General features: G+C 53.9%; 12 protein-coding genes. 9 read left to right on the top strand and 3 right to left on the bottom strand.

Features of this window, described 5'->3' with window-relative positions:
- Positions 1 to 129 precede the first annotated feature (129 nt).
- The 3 genes from DCX48_03155 to DCX48_03145 all read right to left on the bottom strand — a co-directional run bounded on the left by DCX48_03155 (position 130) and on the right by DCX48_03145 (position 3,637).
- A complete protein-coding gene (locus DCX48_03155; protein ID QXE13589.1) occupies positions 130 to 1,836 on the bottom strand; it encodes a pectate lyase in 1,707 nt (568 codons plus the stop codon).
- A 99-nt stretch (positions 1,837 to 1,935) separates the two neighbouring features.
- Positions 1,936 to 2,688: a porin gene (locus DCX48_03150; protein QXE13588.1), complete on the bottom strand. Its 753-nt coding sequence runs from the start codon at positions 2,686 to 2,688 to the stop codon at positions 1,936 to 1,938.
- Positions 2,689 to 2,818: 130 nt separating this feature from the next.
- Positions 2,819 to 3,637 (bottom strand): porin, encoded by an 819-nt coding sequence (locus DCX48_03145; GenBank protein ID QXE13587.1) that lies wholly within the window; start codon positions 3,635 to 3,637, stop codon positions 2,819 to 2,821.
- A 1,023-nt stretch (positions 3,638 to 4,660) separates the two neighbouring features.
- Between DCX48_03145 and DCX48_03140 the strand changes: the two genes are divergently transcribed.
- From DCX48_03140 to urtE, 9 genes are all read left to right on the top strand, one after another.
- On the top strand, positions 4,661 to 5,668 hold the full coding sequence (locus DCX48_03140; GenBank protein QXE13586.1) for a Gfo/Idh/MocA family oxidoreductase: 1,008 nt from the start codon (positions 4,661 to 4,663) through the stop codon (positions 5,666 to 5,668).
- A gap of 180 nt (positions 5,669 to 5,848) precedes the next feature.
- Positions 5,849 to 7,651, top strand: a complete 1,803-nt coding sequence (atzF, locus tag DCX48_03135; GenBank protein ID QXE13585.1) for an allophanate hydrolase — start codon at positions 5,849 to 5,851, stop codon at positions 7,649 to 7,651.
- Entirely contained in the window at positions 7,644 to 11,258 is a 3,615-nt protein-coding gene (gene uca / locus DCX48_03130; protein ID QXE13584.1) for an urea carboxylase, read from the top strand. Before atzF ends, uca begins: the two co-directional genes overlap by 8 nt.
- A gap of 56 nt (positions 11,259 to 11,314) precedes the next feature.
- On the top strand, positions 11,315 to 12,118 hold the full coding sequence (locus DCX48_03125; protein ID QXE13583.1) for a GntR family transcriptional regulator: 804 nt from the start codon (positions 11,315 to 11,317) through the stop codon (positions 12,116 to 12,118).
- Positions 12,115 to 13,383 (top strand): urea ABC transporter substrate-binding protein, encoded by a 1,269-nt coding sequence (urtA, locus tag DCX48_03120; GenBank protein ID QXE13582.1) that lies wholly within the window; start codon positions 12,115 to 12,117, stop codon positions 13,381 to 13,383. Before DCX48_03125 ends, urtA begins: the two co-directional genes overlap by 4 nt.
- A gap of 55 nt (positions 13,384 to 13,438) precedes the next feature.
- Positions 13,439 to 15,028 (top strand): urea ABC transporter permease subunit UrtB, encoded by a 1,590-nt coding sequence (gene urtB, locus DCX48_03115; protein QXE13581.1) that lies wholly within the window; start codon positions 13,439 to 13,441, stop codon positions 15,026 to 15,028.
- Between the two features lie 23 nt (positions 15,029 to 15,051).
- The gene (gene urtC / locus DCX48_03110; protein QXE17133.1) at positions 15,052 to 16,128 is read left to right on the top strand and encodes an urea ABC transporter permease subunit UrtC; all 1,077 of its coding nucleotides are present in this window, start codon (positions 15,052 to 15,054) and stop codon (positions 16,126 to 16,128) included.
- A 19-nt stretch (positions 16,129 to 16,147) separates the two neighbouring features.
- The gene (urtD, locus tag DCX48_03105) at positions 16,148 to 16,957 is read left to right on the top strand and encodes an urea ABC transporter ATP-binding protein UrtD (protein ID QXE17132.1); all 810 of its coding nucleotides are present in this window, start codon (positions 16,148 to 16,150) and stop codon (positions 16,955 to 16,957) included.
- A gap of 1 nt (position 16,958) precedes the next feature.
- Positions 16,959 to 17,657, top strand: a complete 699-nt coding sequence (urtE, locus tag DCX48_03100) for an urea ABC transporter ATP-binding subunit UrtE (GenBank protein QXE13580.1) — start codon at positions 16,959 to 16,961, stop codon at positions 17,655 to 17,657.
- Positions 17,658 to 17,768: the final 111 nt, after the last annotated feature.

The raw sequence follows: 17,768 nt of genomic DNA, 5'->3' as shown, positions 1-17,768 counted from the left end.
ATAGTGGCCAGCATTACACTATATAGCGCATCGTGTAATGGCTGGATCGTTCTGTGAATGGTTGAGCAGGATAAGCAAAAGGGATTGCCAATGGCAGCGAACCACCATTGGCTTGTTGACGATTAACGCTTATTTCTTGTTGTTGGGTTTGAGTGTTTCACCAACGTTCAGCAGAAAAAGTTCATTATCGCGAGTCGACACGCGCGTTGAACCATCTTCCAGGCGGTAGCCGCCTTCAGTGAAACCCGCGCCATTCAGGAACGGAGCAACAGACTGTGGCTGATTGCGTACCGCCGCTTCCAACGCTAACAGGGCATAAGGCTCGATGGTATCGACATCGGCATACTGTCTGTTGGTCTCGGCCATGAAGAAGCCATTTTTATAACGTGTGCTGATCATGTTATCGCCCACTTTTTCCGCCAGCGACAAATAGTCTTTCACTTTGCTAGCCTGATACAGATCCAGCAGCGCGAACAGGGCATAAGGATCGTTGTTCTTGGTGGCGAGATCGACTTTGACGTCTTTACCCGGCGCTGAACCTAATTCACCCAGCCCCTGTGCGCCAGCGATACCACGTGCAACACGCCACAGTTCGGCGTCCGGTGAAACGGTATAGGCGCGAGCATACGAAAGCAGGAACGAATTATCCGCAGCATAAGGCTTAAGCACAGTGCCTTTTTTACCGTAATAGCCGTCACGTGGCAGAACGTAGTTGGAAAGATCTTTGCCGTTAGCCAGCATCGGACGGAACGTGTTGTCAGGCGCGTTGTAGGCATATTTGGCAAAGGCTTTCAGGCCGTCGGTTGTCCACGTCAGCAACTCTTTACCTTCCGCACCTAAATCTTTGCCCAGTTGGATCTGCATGAGCGCGTTTTCAGAATAGATCGTGCTGGTGCGTCCTTTCAGCATCATATTGCCTTCCAACGCGGTCGGGCCGAACTCTGGGCCAAATTGACGCTGGGCGCGATCGCCGTATTTGGAATGTGTATCCGCATCGTCGGTAGTTTCATCGCGTTTCAGCGCTTGCGTAAATTGGTACACGCCAAGACCGGTAGCCTTATCCCGTGGCAGTACATACTGCTGCGCTAAACGTTTTGCCCAGACCAGCGCGCCATCTTCCTTATTGTATTTATAGAGCAGCGATGCGGAATAGATCAGGTCGTTACCCGCATTGAGGAAGCTGAGGCCTTTGGTGGCGAAGAAGGGCGGCTGTTGTTCGAACGGGCTTTGCCAGAGTGCGCCCATTTTTTGCCCGTATTTACCGTGGCGACTGGTTTCCATAATCTTCCAGTCATAAACGTGCGCATTCCAGAAACCGCGAATAAAGCGTGCGGTTGCGTCTTTATCAACGCTGAACATCAAATCGTAGTAGGGATAGGCATTTTTCAGCTCATGCACCATCTCTTTTTCGCTCGGGCCTTCCGGTTGCAGCGTTTTTAAATCAACGAAACGGTGACCGCCCCAAATCAGTAGGCCGCTTTCATCTTGATAATGCTGAAAGTGGTACTTCACAATCGCTTCGGCACGCTGCTTATAGCTGGCATTGCCGCTCAGGTTGCTTAGCCCAACCAGCACGCGCATCAGGTTCTGCTGAGCGGAGAAGTTGGATAATACGGCCTGACGACCATCAGGGAAGATCCACTCCATCTGTTTGCCAGTACGCGGATCGACGCCATCAGCAAGCAGTGGTGTAGGTGATTGACCGTGATAATGGTCACCGGCTTTCGCCAGCACGTTGTCAACATACTGATTGACGATGGTGAGACGGTCCGGTGTAGTCGCGCTGGCCTGTAAAGCGACCAGACCCGCAAGGAGCGACAGCGCAAATCTTTTCATGTTATTTCCCTGTAACGAGTGTTCATCTGTAACTGTAATGAAGGGATCCCGCTTGATTAACAGGATCCCCGAGAAACATTGCGCAGCAGTAAGTCGGCGTTAGAATGTATAGGTGAAGCCGACTTTGCCTTTTCCTTCACGTGATTTCACATCGCGCCCACTAGCGACGTCTTCAACGCCAACGTGTGCCGTCCAGTTGTCGTTGATGGTGTAAGACACGTCGAAATCCTGTTGATAGTCATGTTTTTTGTTGTTTTGCAGCACGTAATCCGCGTGATAGTAGTAAGCGGTGTACGCCAGCGTGAAGTTATCGAAGCCTTTGTAGGCAACCCCTGCTTCATAACGTTGACGGTGGGTGTCATCATCCGTGCTGGTACGCTTGCTGCGAGTGATTTTTCTGAGGTCATAGCGATATTGCGCATGAAGATCCGTCTTATCCGTCACCGCCCAGGTCAGTTTTAACCCCGGCGTATAGCGTGCACCGGACGTTTGACTATCGGCGATATCACCTACGGTGCCTTCACCGCTGGTGCCGCCGGAGTAGAAGCGTGCTTCCAGATTGGGTGTCAGCGTTAATTCAGGCGTTAAGCTGTAGGCATAACCGGTATAAAAAGCATAAGAGTTCGAGACGACATCATCGATCGTCAGATCTTTATTCTTATTATAGAAATTCAGCTTAACGCCAACGTACAGGCCATTATCCATAAAATGTCGCATGCCGATTTCATCACCGTGATAGCGATTCATCGTTCCCCAACTATGTTCATAGCTGAGTTTAGTATCAGAGGCAGACGCGGAAATAGCATAAATTTGGGCAAAGAGAATCCCGGCCACAAGGTAGCGTTTTTTCATTATGGGCACCATTAATATTGGTCGTTAATTATGAAAACTGTGCGCTGATAGACAAAATTTATTCATGAGTTTATTTTTCAGCAACGCGATACGAAATACGGCATATTTACTTTATAAAGTTCTGCATTTCTTAGAAAACGTAGTTGAAACCAACTTTGATTTTCCCCTGACGGCTTGATGATGTGCTGGATTGGCTAATATCATCATACTCAATGTAAGGAGTTAGCTGTTTGTTTAACTTATATTGAACTTTGAACTGATGCTCATAGTCTGTTTTACCATTGTCATAGACGGCGTATTCTCTTTCTGTGAATTCACCCTTGCTATATTTATACGATTTGGTGGTGTTATCACCGATATAGTAGTTAAAGACGTAAGTCAGATTAATATTGTCAAGCCCAGAATAGGTTACCCCGGCATCCAATCGGTGGCGTCCGGTGTCAGATTTTGATAGATAAGATTCCCCTGCGTAACCATATTTATCCGACGTGGAAATGGTCGAATAACGTGAACTACGAGTCGGTTTTTTATATTCGTAGCGATAGCGACCATAAGTGGACCAGTCGCTGTTGATCCGGTAGCTATATTTTAGCCCCGGCTGATACATCATGGAGGCATTCCCAATCGAGAACTCGAAGCTAGGGGTTAAGGTTGCGGCTTTGCTTAGTTTGAAGTCCTTACCAATCACCATGCCACCTGAGCCGCCTTGCATATCGTCATAGGCGACGTCGTAGTTGCTGTTCCCGCCCGCAGATGTACTGAATTTGACTTCGTACGACCAGCCGTTTGTTTTCTTGTGAATGAGCTTGATGGAATCTGAGTGGCGGCGGTCTTCCGTCTTCCAGTTATGTTCATATTGGAAAGTCGTTTTGCCGTCAGTTTCTGCCTGGGCAAGAAAAGGGGCGAGTCCAGCGCAAACAATAAGTAGGTTACGTGTGTCTATTTTCATTCTGTCTTTCTCTTTTTTGAATAAATAATATTTTTGGCGAGTGCAATCTCTATCTTTAAAACCAGACAGTTGATGTCATTTTTTTGGCGTATAAATAGAATCACCAGGAATGATGATAACGCCATTAATAATGTCAGACAGGGCATTCTCCCTGGTAAATCAAGATCTATCAATTCATCGGTTACCCCTTATATACGGCTTAGCTTATGAGTATTTCAATCAGCGAAATGGTTTATGCTGATGAGTGAGTGTCGATAATTCCTACCTTTTACGGGACACTCTAATTAATCAGTAAATTTGATAATTAGCCTGTGTGGCATTATGGTGAAAAGGAAGCATTGTTTCATTTATGTGGATCACATATTTAGTTACTATTTGAAATTATTTGTAATAATTTAGTTTGATTATTGTAAGAGAGGGGGGTAGGTGTTACGGGGATCGTTGCTGTCAGGTTGAGGGATGTATCTCTTGAACGTTAATGATGATAATGATATGTAATCGAACAACAATTTACCTATGGTCTGTATTACTTCCGCCACAAGCCTGAAAATATGCTTATGGAAGTGACGTTCCTATAAAATGAATAGGTAATCGACAGCCATCAAATATCCCTGAAGATTTGCCAAGGCGGTTAATCCCGCGCTGGAACAGATTAATATCCCCAACCCACGCTAAGGCGTCAGCTTAAATTTCGTCAGCTTAAATCTCAAAACCGGGTGCAACTTCTTTCACCGGTTTTTTGCACGCTTCTGGCTTCGGTTGATTCGCTGGCAGGTTTTTGCAGTCTGGGGCAAAAGGATTCAATGCATCGCGATTCAGATAGAGCACAAACAGGATCAGAATGAGGAGGGGGATCAGAATACGTTTTCTTTTCATGGTTATCTTTTTTGGTTGCGTTGCAGAAAATGTAGGTATGTCAAAAAACAGGGAAAATTCTAACGCGTTGCGTGGCTTTTGTCTTTAGCTAGTCCCATTCCCACTCTATTGTAGTGATTCGGTATAGCGAGATCGGCAGAGGTGAAGATGAAAAAGATTCGGTTTGCAGCGATTGGATTAGCACACAACCACATTTATGACATGTGTCAGCAACTCATTGATGCAGGTGCTGAGTTGGCTGGCGTATTCGAATCTGACTCGGATAATCGGGCAAAATTTACCTCGCTTTTCCCGTCCGTCCCTTTTGCTGCTTCTGCGGAACAGCTGATTACCGATGCTTCTATCGATCTCATCGCCTGTGCGGTGATTCCCTGTGACAGAGCCGAACTGGCGCTGCGCACGCTTGATGCGGGCAAGGATTTTTTCACGGCCAAACCGCCGTTGACCACGTTGGAACAGCTGGATGCCGTCCAACGTCGGGTGGCGGAGACGGGTCGCAAGTTTGCCGTGTACTTTAATGAACGCATCAATGTGGATAGCGCGTTGTTTGCCGGTGAACTGGTGCAGCGGGGTGAGATCGGGCGAGTGATTCAGACGATGGGTGTTGGCCCACATCGTGAACGCGGCGCGCGGCCTGACTGGTTTTATCAAAAACGTCAGTACGGCGGGATTCTCTGTGATATCGGCATCCATCAAATTGAGCAGTTTCTCTATTTTACTGGCAATACCAATGCGCGCGTGGTGACCAGCCAGACGGCGAATTATCACCACCCGCACCATCCCGAATTTGAGGATTTTGGCGATGCGATGCTACTCGGCGACAATGGGGCAACGGGCTATTTCCGCTGTGACTGGTTTACGCCAGATGGGCTGAGCGTCTGGGGCGACGGTCGTCTGACAATACTGGGGACGGAAGGCTATATCGAAATCAGGAAATATGTCGATCTCACGCGCGGTGAAAGCAACGTCGTTTATCTGGTGAATGGCAAGGGTGAACAACGTTTCACCCCCGCAGGTAGCGTTGAACGCGCCTTTTTCCCCGATTTTCTACGTGACTGTCGTGAGCGCACCGAAAATGCGATGTCGCAGTCGCATATCTTCAAGGCAACAGAACTGTCGATTCTGGCGCAGCAGGCCGCGAATAAGATCGCCTGACGTAGCATTTTCCGCGAATTAACCTATAACAACCGTGCTCCGCGATGGCGCACGGTTGTTCCTTTTCTGTGCATGATAATGAAACGAAATCATTTAATTTCATATAAATCAATGCAGTGAAAAGTGGCATAGTTTTCGCTTTAGTGAATTCAATCTTGTATACCAGATGGGATTCACACTATGCCAAGAATGACGGGACTCACGCTTCAGGAATGGAAACAGCATTATCAACAGCAGACCGATAGCGTTGGCGAGACGCTAAGTGCGCTGCTCGCCAGTTTCTCTGCGGACGATCCAGCGTGGATCGTGCTGGCGACACCTGAACAACTTCAGGTACAGATCGCGGCGCTGTTGCCTCTGTATCGTGAAAATCCAGACGCGCTACCGCTGTTCGGCGTTCCCTTTGCTGTCAAAGACAATATTGATGTTGCAGGCTGGCCGACGAGCGCAGCGTGTCCGGCGTTCACCTATCTGGCCGACAAGGATGCGACTGCCGTCGCCAAATTAAAGGCGGCGGGCGCGGTGGTTGTCGGTAAAACCAACCTCGATCAGTTTGCCACTGGCTTGGTGGGCACGCGTTCCCCGTTTGGTGAAGTACCGAATACCTTCAATGCGGACTATATCAGCGGCGGTTCCAGTTCAGGATCGGCTTCGGTGCTGGCGCGAGGACTGGCCGCATTTTCATTAGGCACCGACACCGCTGGCTCAGGGCGCGTTCCCGCTGGCTTTAACAATATCGTGGGTCTGAAGCCGACAAAAGGGTGGCTATCGGCAAGCGGCGTGGTGCCAGCCTGTCGCCTGAATGACACGATCTCCGTGTTTGCGTTAACCGTCGAAGATGCGTTTACCGTCGCAGAGCTGGCCGGCGGATACGATGCCGCAGATGCTTATTCGCGCATCCATCCGGGCAGTGCGCCAGCCTTGCTACCGGAAAAACCGCGCGTTGCTATTCCCAGCGATCCGACCTTTTTTGATGATAGCGTCGCACAGGCAGCATGGCAGCTCGCGCTGGTCGAATTAGAAGCGACGGGCGCGACGCTGCATCCAATCGATTTTAGTGTATTCACACAGTTGGCAGAACAGCTTTACCAAGGCCCTTGGGTGGCGGAACGCACGGTGGCGGTTGGCAATATGCTGCGCCAGCCCGAACTGATGGACCCAGTGGTGCACGGTATTGTGGCGAGCGGTGAGCGCTTTAGCGCGGTGGATACTTTCAAAGCCGAATATCTGCGAGCCGAACTGTCGCGCCAGATTCAACAGACGCTGGCCTCGTTCGATGCGTTAGTGGTGCCGACCTCGCCGACCATCCACACGCGTGAGGCGATGAAACAGGAGCCTGTGCGTAACAACTCCCAATTGGGAACCTACACCAACTTTACTAATCTGGCCGATCTTTCGGCGCTGGCGTTGCCTGCGCCTTTCCGTGCTGACGGTTTGCCTGCGGGCATCACGTTGATTGCGCCCGCGTGGCACGACCGTGCATTAGCGAGCTTTGGCCTGCGCTGGCAGGCGCAGTTGGCGCTTACGCTGGGCGCAACGGGAAAAGCGCTACCTGCCAGATCTGCCACCTTACCGCCTTCCGCATTACACGTCCGTCTCGCCGTCGTCGGCGCGCATCTGACGGGCATGCCGCTCAATCATCAATTGACCAACCGTGATGCGGTACGGATAGAAGAGACGCGCACCGCGGAAAACTATCGTCTTTATGCGCTGGCGAATACGCAACCTGCCAAGCCCGGATTAGCGAAAAGCACCGACGGCGTGGCGATCATCGTCGAACTGTGGGACATCCCGCTGGCGCGTTTTGGTGAGTTTGTCGCAGAGATTCCGGCACCGCTGGGGATTGGTACGTTGACGTTAGCCGACGGGCGACAGGTTAAAGGCTTTATTTGCGAACCGGCCGCGCTGAACGATGCCACGGATATCACCGCGTTCGGCGGCTGGCGTCATTGGCTCGCTCGTCAGGAGGCGTCCCATGTTTAAGACCGTATTGATTGCTAACCGAGGTGAGATCGCCTGCCGTGCGATGCGCACGCTAAAGCGCTTGGGGATTACCAGCGTGGCGATTTATTCCGACGCGGATAAAAACGCACAGCATGTGAAAGATGCCGATATCGCCGTATCGATTGGCGGGGAAAAGGCCAGCGACAGCTATCTGTGCATCGATAAGGTATTGGCGGCTGCGCAGCAGACGGGAGCAGAAGCGATCTGGCCGGGCTACGGTTTTCTATCCGAAAGCCTGCCGTTTGCCGCCGCGTGTGAAAAGGCGGGTATCGCATTTGTCGGGCCAACCGCGCAGCAAATTGGTGAATTTGGCCTGAAGCACCGCGCCCGTGAACTGGCCGCGGCTGCGGGTGTGCCGATGACGCCGGGAACGCCGCTGCTGGCCTCGTTGGAGGACGCGCTAGTTGCAGCAGACGAGATCGGCTATCCGGTGATGCTGAAAAGTACCGCCGGTGGCGGTGGTATTGGCCTGACGCGCTGTGCGGATGCCGCCGCACTTCACGCAGCGTGGGAGAGCGTGCGCCGCTTGGGCGAGCAGTTTTTCAGCGATGCAGGCGTGTTTCTCGAACGCTGTATCGATCGGGCGCGTCACGTAGAAGTACAGATTTTTGGCGATGGTAAAGGCCGTGTGGTGGCGCTGGGCGAACGTGATTGCTCATTGCAGCGGCGCAACCAGAAAGTGGTGGAAGAAACACCTGCGCCGCATTTGCCAGAAACCACGCGTGCGGCGCTGCTGGCTGCGGCAGTAAAACTCGGTGAGCTGGTCAGCTACCGCAGCGCGGGAACGGTGGAATTTATCTACGACGCCGAGCGCGACGCGTTCTTTTTCCTCGAAGTGAATACCCGTTTGCAGGTTGAGCATCCGGTGACGGAGTGTGTCACCGGGCTGGATTTGGTCGAATGCATGCTGCGCGTTGCGGCGGATGAACCGCTTGACTGGGCGCAGCTCGCAAAACGACCGCGTGGCGCGGCGATTGAAGTGCGCATTTATGCTGAAGATCCGCTGAAAAATTTCCAGCCCAGCCCCGGCGTGCTGACCGAAGTGACGTTTCCCGACGGCGTGCGGGTCGATGGTTGGGTGAGCACGGGTACTGAGGTGTCGGCGTATTACGATCCGATGATCGCCAAGCTGATCGTCCACGCAGAAACCCGCGAACTGGCGCTGCAGAAGATGCAACAGGCACTGAATGCCACGCGTTTGCACGGTATTGCCACCAATCTGGATTACCTGCGTCAGGTTATTACCACCGACGCGTTCCGTAGCGGAACGGTGTGGACGCGGATGCTCGATAGCTTTACGCCGTCGGCGTCAGTTATTGAAGTCATCCAACCCGGCACCTGGAGCAGCGTGCAGGACTACCCCGGACGCCTCGGCTATTGGGACATCGGCGTGCCTCCGTCCGGTCCGATGGACGATTTCGCGTTCCGTCTGGCGAACCGCATTGTCGGTAATGATGACGCTGCGGCAGGGCTGGAATTTACGCTGCAAGGGCCGACGCTGCGTTTCCACAGTACGGCAGTGATTGCGCTGACGGGGGCTGACTGCCCAGCGACGCTGGATGGAGATGCTGTGCCCTATTGGCAGCCCGTTACGGTAACCGCTGGGCAAACGCTGACGCTGGGGCGGGCGCAGTCCGGCTGTCGCACCTATCTTGCGGTGCGTAACGGTATCGATGTGCCGCAGTATCTCGGCAGCCGCTCGACTTTCGCGCTCGGAGAATTTGGCGGCCACGCCGGACGAACGCTGCGCGTGGCGGATATGCTAGCGATTTCTCAACCCGAATTACCTGCCTGTTCTACGCCGGCACCAGTGAGTGAACCGCAGGCCGTGGACGCCGCGCTGATTCCGCAGTATGGCAACGAATGGCGTATTGGCGTGCTCTATGGCCCGCATGGTGCGCCGGATTTCTTTACCCATGCGGCAATCGACGAATTTTTCGCGGCGGAGTGGCAGGTGCACTACAACTCGAACCGACTGGGCGTGCGTCTGGTAGGGCCGAAGCCAAGCTGGACAAGGGCTAACGGCGGCGAGGCCGGTTTACATCCTTCCAACGTTCACGACTGTGAATATGCCATCGGCGCGGTGAATTTTACCGGCGATTTCCCGGTGATCCTCACGCGAGATGGGCCAAGTCTAGGCGGATTTGTCTGTCCGGTCACCATTGCCAAAGCGGAACTGTGGAAAGTCGGTCAGGTTAAGCCGGGCGATCGCATTCGTTTCCATCCCATCAGCGCGGACGAAGCCGTTGCGCTGGAACAGGCGCAGGCTGACTGTGTTTCCTCGTTGGGTGCAGCCCACGTACCTGCATTTGACGTCCCCTCGTTGGCAACGACGGAATATGGCTCAGCAACGGTGCTGGCTGCCGTGCAAGCCACGGCGACCACGCCAGCCGCCGTCTATCGTCAGGCAGGCGATAACTACGTTTTGATCGAGTACGGCGAGAACGTGCTCGATCTGGCGCTGCGGCTACGTATTCATCTGCTGATGATCGCGATCCGTGCTTCAGAGACGGCGGGAATAGAAGAGCTATCGCCTGGCGTACGTTCGCTACAGGTACGCTACGACAGCCGAGTTCTCCGCCAGCGCGCGCTGCTGGATGTGCTGCTGCACCTGGAAAGCCAGCTCGGCGACGTCAGCCAGATGACCGTGCCGTCGCGCATTGTCCATTTGCCAATGGCGTTTGAAGACAGCGCTACGCTCGGCGCGGTTGAACGCTACCGTGAAACCGTACGCGCCAGTGCGCCCTGGCTGCCGAATAATGTCGATTTTATTCAGCGCATTAACGGTTTACCGAGCCGTGATGACGTGCGCGACACCATTTTCGATGCCAGCTACCTGATTTTGGGGCTAGGCGACGTTTATCTCGGTGCGCCCTGTGCGGTGCCAGTCGATCCACGCCACCGTCTGCTTAGCTCCAAATACAATCCGGCGCGCACCTTCACTGCGGAAGGCACGGTCGGTATCGGCGGCATGTACATGTGCATTTACGGCATGGATTCGCCCGGCGGCTATCAACTGGTGGGGCGCACGCTGCCGATCTGGAACAAGTTCCTCAAAAACGATCAATTCATCGCGGGTGAACCGTGGCTGCTGCGCTTCTTCGATCAGGTACGGTTTTATCCGGTCAGCGAAGCCGAACTAACGGCGCTGCGTGAGGATTTTCGCGAAGGACGCGCTGGGATCCACATCGAAGAAACCGAATTTGATTTCGCTGAACACACGCGTTTTCTGACCGAACAGGCCGACGATATCACCGCGTTTCGCCAGCGTCAGGCCTCTGCATTTGAAACCGAGGTGGCGCTGTGGCAGCAAGAGGATGACAGCACGCCGCAGGAGGACGTTTTAATCGCCCCCGTAGAAAACGACGACGACGCTTTTCAGGTCAGTGCAGATATGAACGGCAATATCTGGAAAGTACTGGTGAATGTGGGGGATGAGGTTGAGGCCGGACAGCCGCTGATCATTGTCGAAGCGATGAAAATGGAACTGACGATTAACGCGCCGCAGTCTGGCCGAGTGAAGCGCATCGGTTGCCAGCCGGGACGTCCGGTCAGTCCTGGCGATGCCTTGCTATGGCTGGAATAAAGTATGCGTCTGCATAAAACGGACGACAGGTAATAAACGGCGAGACGGAGAAAACGATGCGAACAGGCACACAAAAAAATAACAAAGATCGCCCGGAAGCGTTGGCGGAACGGGTGTATCAGACGCTGAAAAACGACATTTTCGACTTTCGACTGATGCCGGGCGATCGCTTCAGTGAAAGTGAGATTGCCGAGCGGATGTCGGTTAGCCGCACGCCGGTGCGTCAGGCGCTGTTCTGGCTGGAGCGGGAAGGGTATGTCGAAGTCTATTTCCGCAGCGGCTGGCAGGTGCGCCCCTTTGATTTTGAGTATTTCGAAGAACTTTATGATTTCCGCATTGTGTTGGAGCGCGAAGCCATTCGGCGACTGTGCGGGATGCCGCCGGGGCGCTGCGCCGAGTTATTGGCCGATCTGAAACGTTTCTGGATTGAGGAACCGCGTCTGGATGATGGGAAGACCGTGTCCCGCTATGACGAAGGGTTTCACCGTGGGTTGGTTATGGCGGCAGGCAACAGCGAAATGGCGCGGATTCACGGCGAACTGACGGAGAAAATTCGCATTATTCGCCGCCTCGACTTCACCCGTGAGGATCGCATCGATGCGACCTATAAAGAACACGCCCAGATTTTGCTGGCGATCTTGCAACAACACACCGAGGAGGCGCAGCGCATTCTGACCGACCACATTGCGGTCAGTAAGGCCGAAGTCAGAAAAATAACCTTGCACATGCTACAGCAGGCGCGGCCTCAATCTGCTTCTGTTGAATCCACTTCACCGCAATCTGTTTCTGCTGAACTCGTTTCACCTGACGCATCACACGATTCCGTTCTCACTCAACACGACTTAAGGGCTAATAAATGAAAAGACGTTCATTGATAAAAGTTTTTGCGCTTTCTGCGACGGTGGTTGGTATGGGGTTGACCTGGAGCGTGCGGGCGGCGGAAACCATCAAAGTCGGGGTGATGCATTCGCTGTCTGGCACGATGGCGATTTCGGAAACGCCGCTGAAAGACGTGGCGCTGATGGCCATTGATGAGATCAATGCTAAAGGCGGGGTGTTGGGCAAAAAACTGGAGCCGGTGGTCGTCGATCCCGCGTCGAACTGGCCGCTGTTTGCTGAAAAGGCGCGTCAGTTGCTAACGCAGGATAAAGCGGCGGTGGTATTCGGCTGCTGGACATCGGTGTCGCGTAAATCGGTGCTGCCGGTGTTTGAAGAGCTAAACGGACTGCTGTTCTATCCGGTGCAGTATGAGGGCGAAGAGATGTCGCCGAACGTATTCTATACCGGTGCGGCACCGAATCAGCAGGCGCTCCCCGCAGTGGAATATCTGATGAGTGAAGACGGCGGGGCGGCGAAGCGTTTCTTCCTGCTGGGTACCGATTATGTCTATCCGCGTACCACCAACAAAATCCTGCGTGCATTCCTGCATTCGAAAGGCGTGCAGGACAAGGATATCGAGGAAGTCTATACGCCGTTCGGCCACAGCGATTATCAGACCATCGTTTCCAACATCAAGAAATTCTCGACGGGCGGTAAGACGGCGGTAGTTTCTACCATCAACGGTGATTCTAACGTTCCGTTCTATAAAGAACTGGCGAATCAGGGCATCAAAGCGACCGATGTTCCCGTTGTCGCATTCTCGGTGGGCGAAGAGGAACTGCGCGGCATCGATACCAAACCGCTGGTCGGCCATTTGGCGGCGTGGAACTACTTTGAGTCGGTAGATAATCCAACCAACACCAAATTCGTAGAAGCCTATAAAGCCTATGCCAAAGCGAAAAACCTGCCGAACGCGGGCACGGTGGTGACTAACGATCCGATGGAAGCTACCTATGTCGGCATTCACATGTGGGCGCAGGCGGCAGAGAAAGCGGGCACCACTGACGTGGATAAAGTGCGCGCCGCAATGGCGGGTCAAACCTTTGCTGCACCGGATGGTTTTACGCTGACGATGGACAGCACCAACCACCATCTGCACAAACCGGTGATGATTGGCGAAATTGAGGAAAACGGTCAGTTCAACGTGGTCTGGCAAACCGATAAACCGGTTCGCGCCCAGCCGTGGAGCCCGTACATCGCCGGTAATGATAAGAAGCCCGATCATCCAATAAAAGCCGCACAGTAAACGTCGCCCCTATACGCCCCGTCCAACGGCTGGACGGGGATCTTCCCTCTCTTATATGGCGGACATTGCGATGATTAGTCGTCAATTATCTACGTTTGTGCTGTCGCTGTGTCTGATGCTTCCTTTCCTGGTACAGGCCGGGCCTGCAGCCGATTTCGCCGCCGCTAGCCGCACGCAGCAGGCAGAGTTACTGCAACAGTGGGCTGCTGCACCAGAGCCCGCGCGCTTGCCGCTGCTACAGGCACTGCGCGCCGAATCGGTGGTACTCGATCAGAATCAACAGCCGTTTATGGATGTGCAAGGCACGTTAACGCCGCTGGAAGGGCAAGCACAACCGACTGGCGCGACCAAAAAACTATTTATGAATAACCGCCTGCGTGTACTGATTGCCACCGCGCTGGCCTCACACCAGTTAGTCAGTGATGACGTCGCAACACGACTGAATGCGGTGCGGCAATTGCAAGGCGACAGCAGTGCGGAACAACTGCCGCTATTGGTGCAACGGCTTGAGGTAGAAAAAGATGCACAGGTGCACGATGCGCTGACTATCGCTATTGCCACCCGCCAGTTAAGTGCTGCCGATCCGCTGGTGCGTCTTGATGCGGTCAAACGCTTAGGACAGACCGGCGATCCGCAAATGCAGGCACTGTTACAGCCGTTGACGCAGGCACCGAATGAATCAGATACCGGCGTGCGTGCGGCGGCGCAGGAGAGTCTGGATCAGATTAAGCAAAGTTTGATCGTCGGCGATCTGCTAGGGCAGGCCTTTACCGGGCTATCGCTTGGCTCTATTTTGCTGCTGGCGGCGCTCGGGCTGGCGATCACCTACGGGTTATTGGGCGTCATTAACATGGCGCACGGTGAAATGTTGATGCTGGGCGCGTACGCGACATGGCTGGTGCAGTCGCTGTGCCAGCAGTTTGCGCCCGCTTGGCTGCCGTATTATCCGCTGTTGGCGTTGCCTGTCGCTTTCTTTATCACTGCGGGAGTCGGCATGGCGCTGGAGCGCACGGTGATTCGCCATCTCTATGGTCGCCCGCTGGAAACACTGCTGGCAACGTGGGGTATCAGCCTGATGCTGATCCAACTGGTGCGGATGCTGTTTGGTACGCAGAATCTGGAAGTCGCGAACCCCGCGTGGTTGTCCGGTGGGCTGCGTTTGTTGCCAAATCTGGTGCTGCCGTATAACCGTATTGCGGTGATATTGTTCGTCCTCGGCGTGCTGCTGCTCACCTGGCTATTACTCAATAAAACCCGACTCGGCATGAATGTGCGGGCGGTGACGCAAAACCGGGCGATGGCAGACTGCTGCGGCGTGCCGACCGGACGCGTCGATATGCTGGCTTTCGGGCTGGGTTCCGGCATCGCGGGGCTGGGCGGCGTAGCGCTATCACAACTGGGCAACGTCGGGCCGGAACTGGGACAGGGTTACATCATCGATTCCTTCCTCGTCGTCGTGTTGGGCGGCGTTGGGCAGCTTGCGGGGACGGTGGTAGCTGCATTTAGTCTCGGTATTCTCAATAAAGTGCTGGAACCGCAGATCGGTGCGGTGCTGGGAAAAATCGTCATTCTGGTACTGATAGTGCTGTTTATTCAGAAACGGCCACAGGGGCTGTTTGCATTCAAAGGACGGGTGATTGACTGATGACGCAACCTATTACGCAATCTATTAAACAACCGATGACGATAACCCTGACGCAGCGCGCACCGCGGCTCATGGTTGGCCTCGGTTCGAGTATGCTATTGGCCTTGCTGATACTCCCGTTTCTCGCGTTGTTGCCCGCAGAGAACCCGCTGGCGATCTCTACCTATACGCTGACGCTGATCGGCAAAATTCTGTGCTATGCCATTGTTGCCGTGGCGTTGGATCTAGTGTGGGGCTACGCCGGGCTGCTATCGCTCGGTCACGGCCTGTTTTTTGCGCTGGGCGGCTATGCCATGGGCATGTATCTGATGCGGCAGGCCGCTGGCGAGGGAATGCCCGCGTTTATGTCATTCCTGTCGTGGACGGAGCTGCCGTGGTTCTGGGCGGGCACCCAGTATTTCGTCTGGGCGCTGTGCCTGATCGTGCTGGTGCCGGGCGTACTGGCGTTTGTATTCGGCTGGTTCGCGTTCCGTTCCAAAATCAAAGGCGTCTATTTCTCGATCATGACGCAAGCACTGACCTACGCCGGGATGCTGCTGTTCTTCCGTAACGAAACCGGCTTTGGTGGGAATAACGGATTTACCGGTTTTACTACGCTGCTGGGTTTTCCTATTACGGCCACCGGTACGCGCATCGGGTTGTTTATCGCCACCGTGCTGTTGCTGACCGCCAGCCTGCTGGTCGGGTTTGCGCTGGCGCGCAGTAAATTTGGTCGTGTGTTGACGGCGGTGCGCGATGCGGAAAACCGGTTGATGTTCTGTGGCTACGATCCGAAAGGATTTAAGCTGTTTGTCTGGACGCTGTCCGCCGTGCTGTGCGGGCTGGCGGGGGCGTTGTATGTGCCGCAGGTCGGCATTATCAATCCCAGCGAAATGTCGCCGACCAACTCCATCGAAGCCGCTATTTGGGTCGCACTGGGCGGACGCGGAACGCTAATCGGGCCGTTGCTCGGCGCGGGGATCGTCAACGGTGCGAAAAGCTGGTTTACCGTAGCCTTTCCCGAATACTGGCTGTTCTTTTTGGGGCTGATGTTTATTCTCGTCACGCTGTTTTTGCCGCGTGGTGTGATTGGATTGCTAACGAGGAAGAAACATGACTGAACCTGCATCTGTATCCTCAGTGTCTGCACAGACGGTTTCCTCACCGACCCAGTTTGCCCAGCAACATCCGTCGGATCGCCATCGACACCAGACCGATCCGGTGCTGCAACTCGACAAGATTAACGTGAGTTTTGACGGTTTTCGGGCACTCACCGATCTCTCGTTGCAGATTGGCGTGGGGGAACTGCGATGCATCATCGGACCTAACGGCGCGGGGAAAACCACGCTGATGGATGTCATTACCGGCAAAACGCGGCCGGATAACGGTAAGGTGTTTTACGATCAATTTACTGACCTGACGACGCTATCTCCCGTGGACATTGCCCGCGCGGGAATTGGGCGGAAATTCCAAAAACCGACCGTGTTTGAAGCGTTGACGGTGTTTGAAAACCTTGAAATTGCGCTGAAAACCGACAAGTCGGTGTGGGCAAGCCTGCATGCCAGGTTGAACGGCGAGCAACGTGACCGGATTGACGATACGCTGGCGCTGCTGCGACTCGGTCAGGAACGACAGCGACCAGCAGGGCTGTTGTCGCACGGGCAAAAGCAGTTTCTGGAAATTGGCATGCTGTTGGTTCAGGAACCACATCTACTGTTACTTGATGAACCGGCTGCTGGGATGACGGATGCAGAAACTGCCTATACCGCCGAGTTGTTCCGCAGTCTGGCTGGCAAGCATTCATTGATGGTGGTGGAGCACGATATGGGGTTTGTCGAGAGTATTGCCGATCGCGTTACGGTATTGCATCAGGGGCAGGTGCTGGCGGAAGGATCGCTGCGCGAGGTGCAGGCTAATGAGCAGGTGATTGACGTTTATCTGGGGCGCTAACATGTTAGAAATTTCAGAACTGAATCAATATTACGGCGGCAGCCACATCCTGCGCGGCCTGTCGTTTGAGGTAAAACCCGGTGAGATTACCTGCCTGTTAGGGCGCAACGGCGTAGGGAAAACCACGCTGCTGAAATGTCTAATGGGGCTGATTCCGGCGAAGTCCGGCACGATTCGCTGGCAGGGCGAGGCAATTAATACACGTAAACCTCACCAGCGCGTGCAGTCTGGCATTGCCTACGTACCGCAGGGACGGGAAATTTTCCCTCGTCTGACGGTGGAAGAAAATCTGCTGATGGGGCTATCGCGTTTTCCGGGCAAACAAGCTCGACAGGTGCCGGATGAGATCTACCAGCTTTTTCCCGTATTGGATGAAATGAAACAGCGACGCGGCGGCGATTTGTCCGGCGGACAACAGCAGCAGTTGGCGATTGGTCGTGCGTTGGCCTGCAAGCCACAGTTGTTGATTCTGGATGAACCGACAGAAGGCATACAGCCATCGGTGATTAAAGAGATCGGCGCGGTGATTCGCCAACTGGCGCAGCGTGGTGACATGGCGATTTTACTGGTCGAACAGTTTTATGACTTCGCCGCTGAACTGGCCGACAGCTATCTGGTGATGTCTCGCGGGGAAATCATACAGCGCGGGCGAGGCGAAACGATGGAGCAGGACGGCGTACGGGGACTGGTCGCGATTTGAGTGCAGTGACCTTGGTTTCATTTCGTTAGTACAAAATTTTCATACTGGTCGGGCAAGCGGTGTAAAATACAACCTTAAGAAGATAATTCATTGTTTAGCTTCAGTTTTAAA

The sequence above is a fragment of the Pectobacterium atrosepticum genome, from assembly GCA_019056595.1.
Lineage (GTDB): Bacteria > Pseudomonadota > Gammaproteobacteria > Enterobacterales > Enterobacteriaceae > Pectobacterium > Pectobacterium atrosepticum.
This window is presented reverse-complemented; position numbering and strand designations above follow the sequence as displayed.

Coding starts and splice junctions, on each gene's coding strand:
- uca (QXE13584.1), top strand. CDS start 7,644: ATGTTTAAGACCGTATTGATTGCTAACCGAGGTGAGATCGCCTGCCGT.
- DCX48_03140 (QXE13586.1), top strand. CDS start 4,661: ATGAAAAAGATTCGGTTTGCAGCGATTGGATTAGCACACAACCACATT.
- atzF (QXE13585.1), top strand. CDS start 5,849: ATGCCAAGAATGACGGGACTCACGCTTCAGGAATGGAAACAGCATTAT.
- DCX48_03125 (QXE13583.1), top strand. CDS start 11,315: ATGCGAACAGGCACACAAAAAAATAACAAAGATCGCCCGGAAGCGTTG.
- DCX48_03150 (QXE13588.1), bottom strand. CDS start 2,688: ATGAAAAAACGCTACCTTGTGGCCGGGATTCTCTTTGCCCAAATTTAT.
- urtA (QXE13582.1), top strand. CDS start 12,115: ATGAAAAGACGTTCATTGATAAAAGTTTTTGCGCTTTCTGCGACGGTG.
- urtB (QXE13581.1), top strand. CDS start 13,439: ATGGCGGACATTGCGATGATTAGTCGTCAATTATCTACGTTTGTGCTG.
- DCX48_03145 (QXE13587.1), bottom strand. CDS start 3,637: ATGAAAATAGACACACGTAACCTACTTATTGTTTGCGCTGGACTCGCC.
- urtE (QXE13580.1), top strand. CDS start 16,959: ATGTTAGAAATTTCAGAACTGAATCAATATTACGGCGGCAGCCACATC.
- DCX48_03155 (QXE13589.1), bottom strand. CDS start 1,836: ATGAAAAGATTTGCGCTGTCGCTCCTTGCGGGTCTGGTCGCTTTACAG.